We start from the raw sequence: 17,948 nt of genomic DNA, 5'->3' as shown, positions 1-17,948 counted from the left end.
ATGGGCAGAACAGGAATACCAAACGCATGTTCACAACCTCATCATTTTTTCTGGGCTGCCCTCAAATATGTACATACACCACACAGGGGGAAGACGGCCTGGAACATACAGGAAAACTCTCAGCAGACTCCCTTCTTGCAGTCTTCCCGGAGCCTGAAAAGGTCCCGCAGGATGCATGGTGGGTTTTTGTCCATGGTGAGGAGGTGGCTCTCAGGATCAGGCCGTGCCCGGCCGCGGTGGTCCCGGAGGATCCTTTCCGCGACACTCTGATGCCCGGAGACCGCCTCTACCTTGGCCTGCGGGGAGCAGTCCCCTGCTATGCCGGTTGTGTGAGGGATCAGGCAGCGGTGCCGGATGACTGGCAGTTCACGCGTATCCGCGATCTCTACCTCCGTATCCCGGACGAGGAAATGGCCATTGCATCTTTTGCCGTGCGGATGGTCGCATTTGACCGGAACACGCGGTTCTGCGGCCGGTGCGGGGCAAAAACCCTGCCCGTGCCGGCCGAACGGGCAAAAGAGTGCCCTTCCTGCGGACTCGTTACGTACCCCCGCATTTCCCCTGCCATCATCGCCCTCATCCGGCGCGGCGACCGGATCCTGCTTGCCCGGTCATCGCGTTTTCCGTCCGGCATGTTCGGCCTTATCGCGGGTTTTGTTGAGCCCGGTGAGAACCTCGAGCATGCGCTGCGGCGTGAAGTGATGGAGGAGACCGGGATATCAGTCAGGAATATCCGGTATTTCGGCAGCGAACCATGGCCATTCCCCGACTCCCTGATGATCGGTTTCACCGCAGAATATGCGGGCGGCGAGCTGACTGTCGATCCCCGCGAGCTCGAATCAGCGTCCTGGTTCGATCGCGAACATCTTCCCCGCATACCGGAAAAACTGAGCATCTCCCGGGCGCTGATCGACTGGTGGCTTGAAGGGAGCGCAGACGGGCCCTCCCGGGATGTCCCGGATCCGGATCGACGGTAGAAAGGATCCGTACCCGGGGATGAAGAGAAAAAAATCCCTGCAGGCTGCTCTTTTTACCGGTTTTTGCGCAAACAACAGCGCCGGAATGACCCCTCCGACCAGAAGTGCTTTAAAAGAGTATACTAGATCATATATTCAGGCATATAATAGGGTAGGATCCATACCCTGCGGGAGATTGAGATGACCGCTTCCCTGTCCGATGGAATTGAAACTGTTATTGACATATTCATTTTGAGCGCCAATGCCCCGTTGTCCGACCAGCTGGAAAAGCAGCTGCGGGAGGAAGGATATTACATCACCCTCTTTTCCGATGCTGCTCATCTCCTCGAGACGCTCCGGAACGGGAAACCCAACCTGCTCATGTGCGATGCGACCGTACCTGCTGCCGACGCGTTCGAAGTGTGCAGGCAGATAAAAGCCGATGATTACCTCTGGAATATCCCGGTCCTTGTCATCACCGGAGCGTCCGATCTCAAAGACCTCCTGAGCGTTCTCGACTGTAATGCCGACAATTTCATCGCCTACCCGTTCGATCCCGCATACCTCCTGTCCCTTGTCGAGGGAACCCTCACGGTCCCGGTGGAACGTCCCACTCCCGACCAGATCAAGACGCAGTTCAAGATCAAGCACGAGGACCAGGTTTTCGTGGTCACTGCCGACCGCCGCAAACTCCTTGAATTCCTCCTCTCGTCATTCGAGATCGCCGTCAACAAGTCCTCTGAACTGTCCCGCGCTGTTGACGATAACCGGAACCTTGGCACGACCATCAGGAATCTCGAGGACACGGTCCAGGAGAACAGGAAGGTCATCGGGATCCTCAACGAGAACCTGAAATCCAGGGAGCAGTCCGTTGCGGAGCTGACCGGCACGCTTGCTGACAGGGAAGAAACCCTCCGCGAAAAGACAGCGTCTCTCGAACAGCTGACGGCCGATCTTACCTCAGAAAAAACTGCCGGGGAGAATGCGCGGAAGGAACTCCGGCGCGTGGAACAGGAAAAAGCCGAGGCGATCGCTGCCCACAAGGCGACAATCGACCTTCTGCAGAGGCAGGTCACCGATCTCACCTCCGAACTTGGTACCCTGAAGCCCGAGCTGGAACGGATCCGGTCCGAGCTGGCCCGCGAATCCGCTGTGCGGAAAGAGACCGAGGACACCCTGAAAACGATAACCGCTGAAAAGGAGCAGGCAGAGCAGGCGCTCAGTGCTGCAACTACCGGGCTCGGGCAGCTGAAAATCGATCTCGGGACGGAAAGGAACCGTGCACAGGAAGCAGAACAGGAGCTCAAGGCGGTCCTGCAGGCCAAGAGCCAGTCCGAGCAGGACCTGACAGCGATCATCAATGACCTTAAGGAAACCGCCAAAGAGCAGGCAGCCGCCATCTCCCGGCTGAAGGAAGAGCTGGAGTCGGAACACGGCCGCCTCCGGCAGACGGAAGAGAACCTGCAGGCGGTCACGGCAGCAAAGGAACAATCCGAGACCGCCCTGAAAGAGACACTCGAAGAAACCATCCGGGCCGGAAAGTCCGATCTTGCTGATCTCCGGGCCCGGTCCGAGGCATCGCTGAAGGCTGCCGAACAGGAACTTGCAGCAGTCTCCGGGATGCTTGAGGAAACGAAAGCAAATCTCGAAACCGCAACCCGTTCCCTTGCCTCCCAGAAAGAGGATCTTCTCCGGATCTCGCAGGAGAAGGAGAAGGCAGAGTCGCTTGCAGAAAGCCTGAACGAGTCCATCCGGGGATTGCAGAAACACGTTGAACAGGAAAAAGACCGGTTCCGGGAATATGAGGCCCGGATGAACGGGGTCATCCAGGAGAAAGAAAACCGTATCGGTTCAATCAGCCAGGAGCACGACCGCAGGATCGAAAACCTTCGTGCGGAACACAGCCGCGAGCTCGAAACCCTTCGCGCGGAACATACCAGCGAGCTCGAAAACCTTCGTGCAGAATACAGCCGCGAGCTCGAAACCCTTCGTGCGGAACATACCAGCGAGATCGAAAACCTTCGTGCAGAATACAGCCGTGAAATCGAAAACCTTCGCGCGGAACACGATACTGCCAGGACCGCTTTGACGTCGCACCAGTCATCACTGGACCAGATGAAGCGTGAACTCGATTCTGCCGTATCGGCACGAGAGGCTCTTGAACAGACCCTGCAGGCGACCGAGGAGAAGGCGGGCCGGGCCGCCCGGGATCTGGAAGATGCGCTCCGGGACCGTGAGCAGGAAAAACAGAAGTACTCGGCAATCACCGGGACCCTTGAACAGCTAAAAACCAGCCTTGAACAGGAGACCCTCCGGAGGCAGGAGGCAGAAGACCAGCTCAGGGACGCGCTTGCGCAGCAGCAGCATCTCGAGCAGGATATCGAGCGGCTGGTTGCCGAGACGCGTTCCCTGAACGCCAGTCTGAACGCTGAACGCAAAACCGCCGAGGAATCAAGGAGACAGGTACAATCGCTCGAGGGCAGGGTGGCGTCGCTGAACCGCGAGAAGCGCGAGGCTGAAGAGGCAGCCGCCCACCTGTCCCACGAGATCGACCAGGCCCGGGTTGCCCTCGCTGACGAGGAGGAAGATCACATGACGGACACTGATAGGCGCATCGCAGTACCCCCGCCCAAACCCGCGCCTCCCCGCCCGGCCCCATTCTCCGGTGTGAAAAAGGAAGCCGAGATCATCAAGAAGCGGTCGCTCATCGTGAAAACGCCGACCATTCCGACCGAGATCCGTCCCCTCCCCCGGTCGATGGTTGCCGTCGACCCGGTAAAAATATCCGAATTCGACACGCCGTCAATCAAGAGTGTGGAGGATCTGTATGAAGACGATGAAGGGGACCAGAAAAAGCCTCCTGCATCCCCCGTTGTCTCAATCGTCCAGGAACCGGCAACAGAACCTGTCCGGGATGTGCTGCCCGACACGATGGGTGACACATCCGGTGCCGCTGACAGTTTCTTTGAGGAGAACGGTCAGGACAATGCCCCGGAGATCGGGGAGGATGCAGAAGAATCCGAAAGCGATCTTCCCCAATCCGGCCAGTCGTTCACGCTGGACCGTACGCAATGGCTGGACCTGCTCAAGTGGTCGCATCACTGTGAGGAGCTGACGCAGGACCAGCGTATGCACATCGTCCGGCTGGGCCGGCTGATCCAGAAAGGGCGGCGGCTGACCAAAAACCAGGAAGAGCAGGTGTCCGGGATGCTCGCTCTGGTCCAGCGGCTCGGGTACCGTATCCCCTGAACTGTTTTTTATTAACAACCTTGCTTTACCCGGGAACGGCAGGGTTCTTTTTCCGGTACCTGAACGGTTATTCCCGTTCTGTATTCCTGGTACGGAATCCTCGGTACGAGATCCGCAGGAGGAGACCGATCAGCAGCACCGATGCGGTAGCAAGGAAGATCGTGATCCACTGGTTCAGGGAGAGGGGGACGGTGGCAAAGACAGCGCCGCCGTACTGGACGATAGCGATCTGTACAGCGATGATCAGGCCCATTACAACAAAGAATGTCGGGTTGCCCCGGAAGAACGGGGGCATCCTGCCGTCAAGCGCCCTGCAGTTGATCCCGTTCCAGACAGCCGCCATGATGAATGCGGCAAAGAAGACCGTGCTCACTTCTTCGGGCGTTGAGCCGCCAAGGAACCCGGTTGCTATCTGGAGAAGGCCGCCGATGATGATGAACGTCCCGGTCACGAGAATCGAAATCCACATGAACGGAGTGACGATCTTCGCGTTCTGCGGTACGGGTGCATGGTTCATGAGGCCCGCATGCGGGGCCTCGGAGCAGAGGGCGAAGGCCGCGAGCGTATCCATGATGATGTTGATCCAGAGGATCTGGATGATGGTGAACGGCTCGGGGTAACCGAGCAGCGGTGCGATGAAGACGAGGATGCAGGCGCAGAAGTTGATGGTGAGCTGGAAGAGGATGAACCGCTGGATGTTCTCGTAGAGCGACCGGCCCCACCAGACCGCGCTCGTGATCGAGGCAAAAGAATCGTCGAGGATGATGATGTCGCTTGCCTCCCGCGCAACCTCCGTGCCGGCAATGCCCATGGCAAGGCCGACGTCCGCATGCTTGAGGGCCGGAGCATCGTTGGTCCCGTCGCCGGTGACCGCCACCACCTCACCGGTCCGCTGGAGCGCTTCGACCAGCAGGAGCTTGTCCATTGGCTCGGCACGGGCCATCACGTCAAGGTTCTTTGCCGCCCCGGTCTGCCCGTCTTTCGTGAGCGCACGGAACTCCGCGCCTGAGATTACCGTACCGCCCTGCATAATGCCCGATTCCACAGCAATCGCCCGGGCGGTCTCCGGGTTATCTCCTGTAACCATGCGCACTTTAATCCCCGCATGCCGGCAGGTAGCAACCGATTCCGGGATATTGTCCCGGAGGTGGTCGCGGATGCCGACAAATCCATCCCAGGTCAGGTCCGTCTCGCTGTCGTCGCCATTGATCACTTCCTTATGCGCAAAAGCAAGCGTCCGCATGGCCCGAGAAGCGAGTGCGCTGACGCCGCTGAGATCGGGCTGGCTGGTACACAGTTCTGCCACGATCTCCGGTGCCCCCTTGACGAGCAGCCATGACCGGCCGTCCATGCGGATTACCGTGGACATCCGTTTCCGGTTGCCGTCGAAGAGGTACTGCCGGGTGGTCGTGATCCCGGCGCGAAGGTGCATATAATCGATTCTGTGCTGCCGGAGCCACCGGAGCAGGGCTCCCTCAGTCGAGTTGCCGATAACGATAACCTTCCCGTCCCGATCCTCAAGGTGCGCGGTCCCGTTCACGGCGGCGTTGATCGTGATCCACTGGGCAGGATTCCGGGGGAGATCGGGGCTGTGCTCCGGGCTCCCGGCAGAAGACTCAACCACTTCCATCTGGTTCTTCGTGAGCGTGCCGGTCTTGTCCGTGCAGATGGTCGTGGCCGACCCGATGGTCTCGCATGCTATCAGGCGCCGGACAAGGCAGTTTGCCCGCGTCATCTTCTGCATGGCAAGCGAGAGCGAGAGGGCAACGCTCATGGGGAGGCCTTCCGGCACTGCGGCGACCACGATCACGACCGCGAGCATGAAGTAATGGAGAATGTTGTTGGCGGTATCGATGTTCAGGCCGGTAACCTGCCCCGTCAGGTACCCGCGGATGAGCAGGGTCGAGCAGATGAGGATGGCCATCGCGTACCCGAACCTGCTGATGACGTGGGCCAGGTCCTCGAGTTTCTGTTCGAGCGGAGTCCGGGTTGCGTGATCGATGCCGAGTGATGCCGCGATCACGCCCATCTCAGCCGTATCGCCGACTGCGGCTGCGATGATGCGCCCCTTCCCCGCCGTGATGAACGCGCCCTTCAGCACCCGGTCGCGGAGATCCTTTTTTACCGGCTCTGCCTCCCCGGTGAAGGCCGATTCGTCCGAATACATGTCGTCGGCTTCGATGACCCAGCCATCCGCAGGCAGGGAGTCTCCGGCCTCAAGCAGGATGAGGTCACCGACCACGATATCGCGGGACGGCACGGAGGCCGGGTGCCCGTCCCGGATGACCTTGACCGCGACATCGTCCCGGTGGGCATTGAGCACGTCGAATTCACGGCTGCTGCGGTATTCGTTGATGAACGCGATGCCGGTAGCAAGCAGGATCGCGATAATGATCCCGATGGTATCCAGGAACCCGCTGCCCTTTACAACCGATACAACGAGAGAGACGCCGACAGCAAGAAGGAGGATGCGTATGATCGGGTCGTCGAACTTCTCAAGGTACTGTTTCCAGAGAGGTTCCCGGACCGGCGGGGTCATGGTATTGGCACCGTACCGGGCACGGGACTCCGCTACCTGCGGGGCCGTAAGACCGTCAGTTCCGGGGGTCTGGATCAGGTCGTCAAGCGGGATCATGATACACGGGTCCTTCGATGGATTCTATGGCAAAGGGATTGCAGGATCATGTTGGTTGCCGGGGGATTATAAGGTGTCACATTGACAAAGCGATGTGGTGATTCTCCCGGCTTTCAGCGAATCAAAACGGTCTGAGACGGCAGCCGGACGGTCAGGATGCGTATGGTGTCCGGCCCGGACACCGCGTCACCTGCCGGTTCCCGCGGACAGGTGCCGGGACCTGTGACCGGCTCATGACAATCCGACCACGCTGGGAACACGCGGCCGGAGAACAAATTCCCTGCTCATATTATTGCCGCAGTTGAACTGGATCATGTAGCGGCCGGCACCCAGCCTTCCGGTATCGAGGCTCATCGGACCGGTTGCTGATGCAATCTCGCCCTCGAGAATATTGGTCATGTATGCCCGTGTCGGATCTCCGGTTGCCACGATGAACTTCGTGCCGGCTGGCGAGATGTGATACGCTGTCCAGGACGGGTGTGTATAGTTGCATCCGTTGATCCCGGGACCTTTGTTGACCAGGTAAAACTGGACAATCTCGCCAACCGCGTACGATGACGCGTCCATCCGGATATATTCCGGGTGATTGTTCCCGGAGATCGTCACCGTTTCTTCGGGGGTCGTGACCGGTTCCGATGGTGTTTCTTCCGGGATTGGTTCCGGTTCCGTTGTCATGATCGTGGTCGGGATGGTTGTGGTGATATGACGGGTCGGGATTGTTTTCATGGTAAGGGGTACCGTTGGTACAGCAGGGGTTGCGGGCTCCTCCGATTCGCAGCCGGCAGTGAACAGCAGCCCGGCGAGAAGAAGCATCAGGATAAGAGTCGTACAGACAGGCTTTACCCGGGATTTTCGAAGAACCAGATGATTGTTCATGAGATGGGGTAAAAATCTGTACCGTACGGTAAAAAGGTTATGAAAGAACCCGGGAGGTGCACCCGGGAAATCGCGGTGAAAACCTGCGCCCGGCATACGGCAGACTGGCCCCATTGGATCCGATTACACTGGGGCCACGGGTGCCCGCCGCGACGAATCCTGATGGCTTCTGCGAATCAGAGTGCTGATGCAGTCTGATACTCTCGTGGCTCGCCATGTGGACCCGTGCGGTTGACCGCGATCGTATACAATAGTATCAGGTTGAGGATTGCAGGTAAAGCGGAGGAATCACATGCGCCTCCGCCCTCCCGTGCAGGCTGGCGCAGAAGGGGGCGGGTATCTCAGGAAAAGAAGGTACCTGCGGAGTATCGTGATTGAAGGGGGGCTCGTATGAATCTGTCAAAAAAAAACCAATGATATCAGTCCTCGGGTTCCTGATCCGGTTCCGGCCTGCACGCGGGTGCATTCATCGACCGGATCATCTGCAGGACAACCGAAGCCACGGCAAGCAGCGAGATCGCGATGATCGCGTACACGAGCAGGCTGAAGTTCTCTCTCACGACAGGGAGGCTGCCAAAGAAATAGCCGAGGAGGGAGAAGATACTGACCCAGAGGACAGCGCCGGTGATATTGTACGTGATGAACCAGCGGTAGCTCATGTTCCCGACGCCCGCAAGGAACGGCGCGAACGTCCGGATGAACGGTACAAAGCGGGCTATCACGATGGTGAACCCCCCATACTTCTCAAAATACCGGTGGGTTTCGTCAAGGTGCTCCTTTTTGACCAGACACCACTTCCATTCAAGGACCTTCATACCGGTTGTATGCCCGATCCAGTAGTTCACCGTATCTCCGATCACAGCTGCGAGGATAAGGGAGACAATGAGGATCTCGATGTTCAGAATCCCCGCGCCGGCCAGCGCGCCGGCAACAAAGAGCATCGAGTCGCCGGGTAGGACCGGCGTTACGACAAGTCCCGTCTCGCAGAAAATGATCACGAACAGGATAAGGTACGTCCAGAACCCGTACGTCTCGATGATCCCCGGCAGGTACTTGTCAAAATGCAGCACCATGTCAATGAATAAAAAGAGCAGATCCATCTCCCTGTATGTTGGATGCGGCCCTGCATAAATGAATCCCTGTGCAGCCCGGGTTTTCGCCTGGTGCCCGGTCCTGGTCAGATACGCCCGGTCTTCTGCAGAAAAAGACCGGTGCCCGTGTATGCCCCGGCCGTAAGAAGTGCGGTGGCAAGGAGAATTCCTGCTCTGGCGGAATCGCCTGCAAAAACAGCGCCGGCTATCTCAGCGAGCAGAACGAACGCGGCAACGATAACGAGCCCTGCTCCAAGGTACAGGGCAGCGATGGACAGCGCCCCGGCAAGGATCATATCGTCCATGGAAGTCCATAGGGTGCCGGATTATAAGAATCCTGCAGGAGCGCTGCGGGACCTTCGTGGCCTCATTCGAGATACCCGGCAAGCAGATTGTCATACAGGCTGCGGACATTCTCATCAGTTGACGGCATTGCCGGGAAACCCGGATACTTCCTTGCCATTGCAATGTCGGCTGCAAGGTCGAGGCGGTACTGGCTTTTTGAGAAAAACCAGCCGTTCTCTGCATAGTACCGCGAGAGGTATTCCTGCTCGGGCTGGCCGGGCGTGGGGATGAAAAGGGCTTCCGTCTTCCGGAGCTCGGCCAGCTCCATCATCGTCGTATAGCCGGAACGGCAGATGATGAATCTGGCCCGGTTCATCAGCTCCGCTTTCTCATGGTTCATGACATAGGTCCTGACCGAGCAGGTGTCCGATCCGGTCACCTCCCCCTGTCTCTGCGGGCTCCCGAGCAGGACAACACAGCTCCCGTCAAGCTCCCGTACCTGCGGCAGGAGGATCTCCTCGAGGCGTGTCCGCTGCGGCTCCGGCCCGGATATCTGGACAAGGTAATCAAGATCCGGCAGGACATCGGTTTTAGCCGTTCCGGACAGGATGCCGCAGAAGAAGGCACGGGACCAAATCTCTTCAGAATCCGGGCGGGAGAGCCTCCCGGCAAGCGCCAGCGGCCCGGGGGGATTGTCGGGTATGATGAGCCGGTCGAACTTCCGGTACAGGAACCGGCTCATGGCGGATGCGAAGAGTTCCACCGGCCAGAGCAGGAGCGGGAGGTGGAAGTGGATCTGGTGGGAGATGAAGAGGGAGGGGACGCGGGAGGAGTATACGCCGAGACGGTTGTCGCTGATGACACAATCGTACCGCTCCCGTGAGAGGATCCGATCAAAACACCGGTGCTCGCGATCGATGGCGCCAAGGAGGACCGGTAACGAGAAGGCGAACCGCGGCAGGAAGAACCGGCCCGCGCTGTAGGGCGACGGGTAGTCTTCGAAAACGATGAACCGGCAGGAGGGAAATTCGCGCTGCAGTGCCGTCAGCGCATTGCCGCAGGCCGCGATGGTCACGTCATGCCCGTGCGCGAGGAGCGCCCGGATGATCGGGACATCGCGCATGGCATGGCCAAGGCCCCAGTTCAGCGGCGAGAGCAGCACGGATCCCATTCAGCCGTCTCCCGTCATGACAGAGTGATTCGTTTCCCGGAAGATGAAGGGATCGGAGCGCCATGATTTTCCGGGCGGGAGGAAACGCGCCGGAAAAACATTCCGGGCATCCGGATTTTTGTGATGTATTCTCAGAAGAAATTTGGGTTTTTTACGTCCGGTTATTTCCGGAATTTTTTTTTGGAAAAACGGACGGCAGGAAAAATTCCCGGGTTTTTCCCGGTTATCTCCGTCTTCTGAATGCCTGTCCCCGCCCGGTATACCGGCAGGGAGGCCCTCCCGGGGCCCCTCTACGAGAATGCAGTTCCTGTCTCCGTCCGGACCTGTTCAGGTCCGACAGGTCAGAAGATCCGGAGGATGGAAGAACCGGAGGTTCTTCGATTGTACCTGACCCGGCCGGATCGGCTGACCTGTCACGGGTCGGGAACCCGTCCCGGGTATCAGGAGGTATCCTGTCGCAGAGCGGCATTCCCGGAAGGGGGACGTTATTCCGGGTCTTATACGGGCTCCGATTGCCAAAAGGACGAAGGCAGGATCCGGCGCGGGGGCGGGGGTGTCAACGGCCGGAAAAAATCCTGATTAAAAAGCCTTTTTTCGGATAAAAACGATTTTAATCGGTTTTTGACCTGCGAAAATAGCGGCCCTGCAGCAGGCCCTTTTCCGGCAATGACCTGCAGGCCGTGGAAATGAAAGGAAATGCACTATAGCCTTCCGACGGTACCTCCTGCTCCTTCGACGGGGATACAATATCCCCGGCGAAGATACGATCCGGTTTTTCCGGAACGATCGCGGACCGGATTTTTATCAAAAAACCGGATGTTGATCGTTCCGGAATTTTTTTTGGCCGCGATTGTGATCGCTTTCAGAATCCGGAAATTGCAATCCAGAAAAAAATCACGAATTGGTTTACAGACATTCTTCTGCAGCAACGTTCAGGAACGGGAGTTAACCCTGAATGATGAAATATCATATAAAATCCGGATAATTATGAGAGTCCCCCGTTTCTTAGCCTTTTACAGGGCACGGCGGGGCAGTTACTGTCCCGGAATAACCGGAAATTGAAGCCGCCGCGGGGCGCCCTTCAGGGCGGCGGCCGTTCATCACAACCGGGCATATGGAGGCATCGGCCGCCATCATTCAATCCTTGTACGAAATTTTCATGGGAAAATCTGCGGGAGGAAAATACTGGACAGTGATGGAGCCACGGGCGGTCGGGGTCTGTCAACCCCCGTCCCGCGAAGAATCCTCCGGATTCTTCTTATCCTCCTGGTCCTTCGGACCAGTCAGACCGTGGAGCAGGCTGTTTATGAGGGACATCCTCGCAATTCCGCTGTGCGGGTATGGGAAGGATTTCTCCAGAGCACGAAATTAAATCGGATCCCGAAATTTTTTCTTAGCCATCCGCGGTTTTCTCTTCCAATCGCGATCATGATCGCGGTTCATAATTTTTCCGGATTAATCCGGGATCGAGTATTCCATGGAAATCAGGCTGCGATTATCCGGGGCCGGTCCCCTTCTATTAACTCACGTAACAACCGCTTTGCCAAACCGCCAGTACGCGAACGCGAACATGATCGCAGCAAACACAATCAGCCCGGCGAAGGACAGGAGAACGTCGCCCTGCGTGATGGCGTAATGCTTCCCCATCGCGACAAAGTCCGGCCCGATCGCGAAGTACCGGATGCCGTTGATGAGGAGCGTCAGCGGGTTGTAAATCGAGATGATCTTCAGGATCTCGGGGAACGTGTCGATCGGGTACAGGGCATTGCTCGCAAAGAAGATCGGCATGGTGAGGAGCGTCATGATGCCCTGCAGCCCCTCGGGGCTCTCCATTGAGATCGCGATTGCCGCGGAGAGGAACAGGAAACCCAGCGCGAACAGAGCGACGAACGCGAGGATGCCGGCAACACCGATTGCTGTCTGAACCGGTGTGAACCCGGCAAAGAAAGCCGCACCGATCGCGATACCGAATGCCATGATGATGACTGCCTGGATGAACGACTTGGTCACGCCCGAGAGCGCGATCCCGAGGATGATCTGGTTGCGGTCCGTGGGGCTTGCCAGGATCTCCCGCATGAGGCCCCAGTTCTTGTCAAAGAGGATGACGATGCCGGAGAAGAGACTCGTAAAAAGCGTGGTCATGGCGATAATGCCGGCCCCCATGAAGGTGAGGTACCCCACGACATGGGCGCCTGCGGGCACCGGTAATCCAGCGGTCAGTTTGTCGAAGTTGCTTGACATCGCAATCCCGAAGAATGCCATCCAGAGGGCCGGCTGGAGGAGCGAGGAGACAAGAAGCGTCTTGAACCGGACAAACCGGATCATGTCGCGCCAGAAGATGGTAAAGAAACCGTACGCCATGTCAGCGCCCCCGCGGCTGCAGGTGCATCGCCCGTGCCGGTGCCGCGCCCTCGTCGCGGAGTTCCTTTCCCGTGTAATGGACAAAGACGTCGTCCATGGTCGGTTTCTTGAGGTTGATCGTGCTGATCTCGATCCCGTTCTTCCGCAGTGTATCGATGAGGGACGGAAGGATCTTCGTCCCGTCCTCGTGAACCGTGAGAACGAATCCGCCGGATTTTATCCTGACGTCGCGGACGGCTGCCACATCTTTGAGGATCCGGACAGCAGCATCGTTGTTGTCCGTCTCAAGGTAGATAAGATCACGGCCGAGCGTGTTCTTGAGTTCCCCGGAGGTTCCGGTGATGACGATCTTCCCGTGGTCGATGATGCTGATACGGTCCGAGAGCTGGTCGGCCTCGTCCATGTAATGCGTTGTGAGGAAGATGGTGGTTCCCTCGTTGTTCACGTTCTTGATGTACTCCCACATCCGCATCCGGGTCTGGGGATCGAGGCCGATGGTCGGCTCGTCAAGAAAGAGAATCTTCGGACGGGTCATCAGGCCCCGGGCGATCTCGAGCCTCCGTTTCATGCCCCCGCTCAGGCGCTTGGTCAGCTCGTCCCTCTTGGTATCCAGCTGGACGAGCTTCAGCAGTTCGTCGATGCGGGCCCTCCGCTCGCTCACCGGCATGTTGTAGAGCCTCCCGTGAAACTCGAGGGTTTCACGGACTGTCATATCCCGGTCGAGCGTGATGTCCTGGAAGACGATCCCGATCGATTCCCTGACCTGCTGCGGCTGGGCGGTTACGTCGTAACCGGCGACAACAGCCGTCCCTTTCTGCCGCGCAAGAAGCGTGATGAGAATGTTGATGACGGTACTCTTGCCGGCCCCGTTCGGCCCGAGGAAGCTGAAGATCTCGCCTTTTTTTACCGTAAAACTGATGGTGTCGACCGCTGTGAAATCCCCGTAGCGGTGCTCAAGGTTCTCGACGCTGATGATTGGCGGTACCGGGTCGGCATGCTCCATACCGGAACTATTCAAAGATCACCGTATATGAATTCTGGGTTGCTGGCAGAATCAGAAAAGCCGGCGTCATGCATCCTTCCGGGCTATGGCGATAATGGTCCCGTTGTCAGCAGAACAAAACCCGGGGACAAATCCCGCATCCGCGAGCATCCGGGCAAGCGTCACGGGCGCGATCCGGATTTTCGTGTACTGTGATGCCGTCCTTCTCCAGCGCCCCGTACCGGAGGAGTACAGGATGTCGCGTACGGAAACGGTTCTGTCGCGGTATTCGAACCTGCAGAGGAAGATCCGGTGATTGTCCCGCTGTACCGGAACAACGATAATCTCTCCGGCCGGTTCCCGGGAATAATCCCGCAGCGACAGGACAATCCGTCCTCCAAAAGCAAGTTCATTGTAACACCGGCGGACCAGGTCTTCTGCCTCCTGAAGCGAGTGCAGGTGGGTAAGCGTGTCTCCCATGCAGGTGATGAGTGCCGGGCTGCGGCCCGACCACAGGGCAAAATCCATAATGTCCCCGTGCAAGGTCCCGATCCTCTGATCTCCTGCGTGCATGCGGAGTTGTTCCAGCAGTCCGCTACAAAAGTCCACTGCGGTTACGGAGAACCCGAGCTGTGCAAGGGTAATGGACTGGTATCCGACCCCGGCTCCAAGGTCGAGGGCGACCCGGTTGTCCCGCGGGATGAGCGCGTGACGTGAAAAGAACTCGCGGTTCTTCCGTATCCGTTCTTCCAGACTCCCGTGCATCCAGGAGTAGACGGGGGCAAGGAACGAATCGTAATGGGTCCGGGCAGTATCGTCCATGATCCGGAACCATCCTCCGTCCTTCAGGGATGCTCTTTTGTACGGATGATCCGGACCTTCGTCAGTACAATATCGTCATACCGTGGAATGGAATCCGCAGCAAATCTGAGTTTCTCGTAGGTATCTTCTCCCGCCACGTCCCAGATGCCCCCGCGGGGCAGGACAAACTCCCGCTCCGTCTCATTGATCCAGAGGGGATGGCTCCCGGGGCGGAAATCGATAACGCACATCGTGAAATATCCGTCATTGTCCCTGCTTCTCTCTGCGAAACGGTGGTAGATAACGGATGGATCGTAGGATGCGAGGATATAACTGTTCTCGGAAAAGACGGACTCGTTACGGACTTTCCGTGCCTGATCCGCACTCAAAGGAATAAAGAGGCTGATATTCTCCTTCAGCGAGGTATTGTACATTGCATAATCGATCCGGCTGATCTGTTCCCGGATTGTCGCGGCGTCCTGCTTAGATGTCCGGGCCCGTACTGATTCCCACCGCAGGTAACTGTTGAGGGTATCAGAGGTCTTCCCGGATGAATACTCCATAACTGCTGCTTTTACTTCAGCAGGAAAGTCCTGCGCTGAGAAGAGGCCGGTCAGCCGGGGTCTCGTGATCGAGATGGCCGGAGGTATCGCGACAGTGGTCCCGGGGGTCGGTGTGAGTGCAGGAGATTCTGCAATTGTCACCGGAATCGCAGGGGTTTCCGGGGGGAGCTCTTCAGGTTCGACCTGCAGGCATCCGCAGATGAGCAGGAAGCAGGCGAGTGCAAGTATGATGATACCGGCAGGGAGGCAGCCGGTACGGGAACGGGTGTGCTGACGGGATGCCATAGCGAGATGCTGATTACACTGGTGACGGGAGCATAAAAAAATATTCCTTTTTGGCCCTTCATCATCCCGTTCTGCTATAGGTATATGTCAGGAGAGAACCAACGATACCGGCAATGGCACACGAGCCCGAATTCCGGTACAAGCAATGCCTCATCATACGAAACGACGTGAAGATGAGCTGCGGCAAGCGGTGCGCCCAGGCGGGACATGCATCGATCGGGGCCTACAACAGCGCGGACAAGGATCTCCGGAAGGCGTGGATTGCAGAAGGGCAGAAGAAGGTGGTTCTCAAGGCAAACGATGAACGGACACTCTTTGAACTGAAGGTTATGGCGGAACACGCCGGGATCGCAACGTCTCTTGTCCAGGACGCCGGCATGACCGAGATCCCGCCAGGTACCGTAACCGCGCTCGGTCTTGGCCCGGCCCGGAGCGAGGACCTCGATAAAATTACCGGTTCGCTTTCCCTGTTATGAGAAAGAGCACGTTTCCGCTCGAGCAGGATCTCGGGATATGCTGGTACGCAAGCGATGCCGACGGTATCGGGGGCAGGCTCCGTGCAGCGGCAGAGGACTTTTATGTGGAAGAGATACCGGCTGAGAAGAAGCAGACCGATGGTCCGTTCCTTATCTGCCGTCTCACGAAACGAAACTGGGAACTCCAGCATGCTGTTAAGGAGATCGCAAAGCGGCTCGGGATCAGTCACCGCCGCATCGGCTGGGCGGGAACGAAAGACCGGAATGCAGTCACGATCCAGCGGATCTCCCTGTATGATGTTCCACCGGAACAGGTTGCAGGGATATCCTTAAAGGATATCACCATCGTGCCGGTAGGCCGGTCGAACGAGGCACTCTCGCTCGGCGACCTGCAGGGAAACCGGTTCGACATCATGATACGCGATCCGGACCCGGCGGATCTCGAAGCACGGGTACAGGAAATTTCCGCATCGGTTGCCACGGGCATTCCCAATTATTTCGGGATCCAGCGGTTCGGAGCGATCCGGCCGGTGACCCATCGTGTCGGGGAATGGATCCTGAGGGGTGACTACGAGAAGGCAGTCCTCACCTATATCGGTACGGAATTTCCGGGCGAACCGGAGGAGATACGGAAGATACGGGCAGCCTTCACGGCAACGCGCGATCCGGTCCCTGCGCTGCACGCCCTCCCGGTCCAGATGAACTACGAGCGGGCCATGCTCCACCATCTTGCAGGGCACCCGTACGATTATGCGGGCGCATTGCATGAACTCCCGCCGAAGCTCCTCTCGATGTTTGTGTCGGCATTCCAGTCGTACCTGTTCAACCGTGCACTGAGCCGACGGATCGATGACGGGTATGGCCTTGACGATCCCCAACCGGGCGACCATCTTCTCTTTGCGAACGGGAGGACGGATACCGTAACGGATACAAACCTGGACGCAGTGAAGATTCACCTGAACCGGGGGAGGTGTTCAATCGCGCTCTTCATGCCGGGAAAAGAGAAGGCCGGTCCGGGAACTCCCGGCGAACGCAGTGCCGCAGAACACCTGGCAGAACACGCGATCACTCCGGAAGATTTTTCCCGGGCATCGGTATTTGTCCGGACAAAATTCGAGGGTGCGTGGCGACCGGTTTTGCTCAGGACGGATATCCGGGCATCTCTGGAGGCCGGGGACCTGCGCCTGAAATTCACCCTGCCTCCCGGCCATTACGCAACAACGGTCTGCCGCGAATTCATGAAGGCAGACCCGGTAAGGATGGTTTAGAACGGGACGCGGCCAGCTTCTTTGCCCCTTCGATTGCATCGTTGAGGTTCCCGAGTTCATCAATCACGTTGATCTTTATGGCATCAGCGCCGCGGATCACCCTGCCGTCCTCGATGTCGGAGCGGGCGATGACCCGCTGGGACGTGATATCTGAAATAAACGTTTCGAAGCTGTCCGATACGACTTTCCGGGCATATTCCTCCTCATCGGACGTGAGCGGGCGGCTGGTCGAGCCCATATCCTTCTTGCTGCCGGACTTTACGGTACTGACATTATATCCTTCCTTTTCCATCCAGCGGCTGATGTCCGAGAATTTCCAGATAACACCGATACCTGCCGTGAACGTATCCGGGTTTGCATAAATGCGGTCTGCATGGGCGCTGACATAGTATGCAGCCGACGTGCCCATGTCGCCCATCGATACGACAACGGGCTTTTTGGTCTTGGCGTACTCAAGGTCGCCAATGATCTCCTGTGCTGCAGCGGGGGTCCCGCCCGGGCTGTTCACACGCAGGACAATTGCGTCAACGAGAGGATCGTCCGCAGCTTCCCGCAGCTCCCTGCCTACCACTTCGCTCCCGATATACTCATCGTCATAGGACTCCCCGGTGACCATCGTGCCTTCCATCCGGACAACGGAGACCCCCTGCGTCTCCGGGTGCGAGAGGAAATACCAGGTAAAGGAGACACCGCAGACGACAAGGAGGGCCAGGGTGATGAATATGAACCACTTGAATCCCGCATTGAACCGGGGCGCGGGAGCCGCAACCGGATTGGCTGGTGCAGCCGGAGGTGCGCAGGGTGGTGCGGGCGGAATCGTGGCATCCGGCTGAGGGAGGACTTCCGGCAGCTGGTGTCCTTCAGGAGGCAGGGAATGACCTGCGGGAACCGTGTCGGATACCTGTCCGGGTTCCGGTGCCGGAGGGAAGGGGTGTTCGTTTCCGTCCAT

General features: G+C 58.1%; 14 protein-coding genes. 4 read left to right on the top strand and 10 right to left on the bottom strand.

Annotation, left to right across the window (positions count from 1 at the left end; translation table 11 throughout):
• Window positions 1–26 precede the first annotated feature (26 nt).
• Window positions 27–977, top strand: coding sequence for an NAD(+) diphosphatase (gene nudC, locus A4E33_RS07365; RefSeq protein ID WP_292347046.1), 951 nt, complete (start codon window positions 27–29; stop codon window positions 975–977).
• 180 nt (window positions 978–1,157) lie between these two features.
• On the top strand, window positions 1,158–4,205 hold the full coding sequence (locus A4E33_RS07360) for a response regulator (protein ID WP_292347045.1): 3,048 nt from the start codon (window positions 1,158–1,160) through the stop codon (window positions 4,203–4,205).
• Between the two features lie 67 nt (window positions 4,206–4,272).
• Here A4E33_RS07360 and A4E33_RS07355 read toward each other — a convergent pair whose 3' ends face one another.
• The 9 genes from A4E33_RS07355 to A4E33_RS07315 form a co-directional block, all read right to left on the bottom strand.
• Entirely contained in the window at window positions 4,273–6,840 is a 2,568-nt protein-coding gene (locus A4E33_RS07355) for a calcium-translocating P-type ATPase, PMCA-type (RefSeq protein WP_292347044.1), read from the bottom strand.
• Window positions 6,841–7,071: 231 nt separating this feature from the next.
• Window positions 7,072–7,716: a hypothetical protein gene (locus A4E33_RS07350; RefSeq protein ID WP_292347043.1), complete on the bottom strand. Its 645-nt coding sequence runs from the start codon at window positions 7,714–7,716 to the stop codon at window positions 7,072–7,074.
• A 419-nt stretch (window positions 7,717–8,135) separates the two neighbouring features.
• Window positions 8,136–8,816 (bottom strand): DedA family protein, encoded by a 681-nt coding sequence (locus A4E33_RS07345; RefSeq protein ID WP_292347042.1) that lies wholly within the window; start codon window positions 8,814–8,816, stop codon window positions 8,136–8,138.
• A gap of 77 nt (window positions 8,817–8,893) precedes the next feature.
• On the bottom strand, window positions 8,894–9,112 hold the full coding sequence (locus tag A4E33_RS07340; protein ID WP_292347041.1) for a hypothetical protein: 219 nt from the start codon (window positions 9,110–9,112) through the stop codon (window positions 8,894–8,896).
• Window positions 9,113–9,174: 62 nt separating this feature from the next.
• Entirely contained in the window at window positions 9,175–10,263 is a 1,089-nt protein-coding gene (locus tag A4E33_RS07335; protein ID WP_292347040.1) for a glycosyltransferase, read from the bottom strand.
• A 1,524-nt stretch (window positions 10,264–11,787) separates the two neighbouring features.
• Complete coding sequence (locus A4E33_RS07330) at window positions 11,788–12,624, bottom strand: ABC transporter permease (protein ID WP_292347039.1); 837 nt, start codon at window positions 12,622–12,624, stop codon at window positions 11,788–11,790.
• 1 nt (window position 12,625) lies between these two features.
• A complete protein-coding gene (locus tag A4E33_RS07325) occupies window positions 12,626–13,627 on the bottom strand; it encodes an ATP-binding cassette domain-containing protein (protein ID WP_292347038.1) in 1,002 nt (333 codons plus the stop codon).
• A 66-nt stretch (window positions 13,628–13,693) separates the two neighbouring features.
• On the bottom strand, window positions 13,694–14,428 hold the full coding sequence (locus A4E33_RS07320) for a bifunctional 2-polyprenyl-6-hydroxyphenol methylase/3-demethylubiquinol 3-O-methyltransferase UbiG (RefSeq protein ID WP_292347037.1): 735 nt from the start codon (window positions 14,426–14,428) through the stop codon (window positions 13,694–13,696).
• 23 nt (window positions 14,429–14,451) lie between these two features.
• On the bottom strand, window positions 14,452–15,255 hold the full coding sequence (locus A4E33_RS07315; protein ID WP_292347036.1) for an ADP-ribosyltransferase: 804 nt from the start codon (window positions 15,253–15,255) through the stop codon (window positions 14,452–14,454).
• 113 nt (window positions 15,256–15,368) lie between these two features.
• Here A4E33_RS07315 and pth2 point away from each other — a divergent pair, with 113 nt between their 5' ends.
• Both pth2 and truD read left to right on the top strand, forming a co-directional pair.
• Window positions 15,369–15,731 carry a peptidyl-tRNA hydrolase Pth2 gene (pth2, locus tag A4E33_RS07310; protein ID WP_292347035.1) on the top strand — a complete coding sequence of 121 codons (363 nt, stop codon included), beginning with the start codon at window positions 15,369–15,371 and terminating at the stop codon, window positions 15,729–15,731.
• On the top strand, window positions 15,728–16,999 hold the full coding sequence (gene truD, locus A4E33_RS07305) for a tRNA pseudouridine(13) synthase TruD (protein WP_292347034.1): 1,272 nt from the start codon (window positions 15,728–15,730) through the stop codon (window positions 16,997–16,999). Before pth2 ends, truD begins: the two co-directional genes overlap by 4 nt.
• Here the strand turns inward: truD and sppA are convergent.
• Window positions 16,968–17,948: a signal peptide peptidase SppA gene (sppA, locus tag A4E33_RS07300; RefSeq protein ID WP_292347033.1), complete on the bottom strand. Its 981-nt coding sequence runs from the start codon at window positions 17,946–17,948 to the stop codon at window positions 16,968–16,970. The genes truD and sppA overlap by 32 nt on opposite strands.

Source organism: Methanoregula sp. PtaB.Bin085 (assembly GCF_002067035.1).
GTDB lineage: Archaea > Halobacteriota > Methanomicrobia > Methanomicrobiales > Methanospirillaceae > Methanoregula.
The sequence above is the reverse complement of the archived record's forward strand: the minus strand, read 5'-3'. Positions and strand labels throughout refer to the sequence as shown.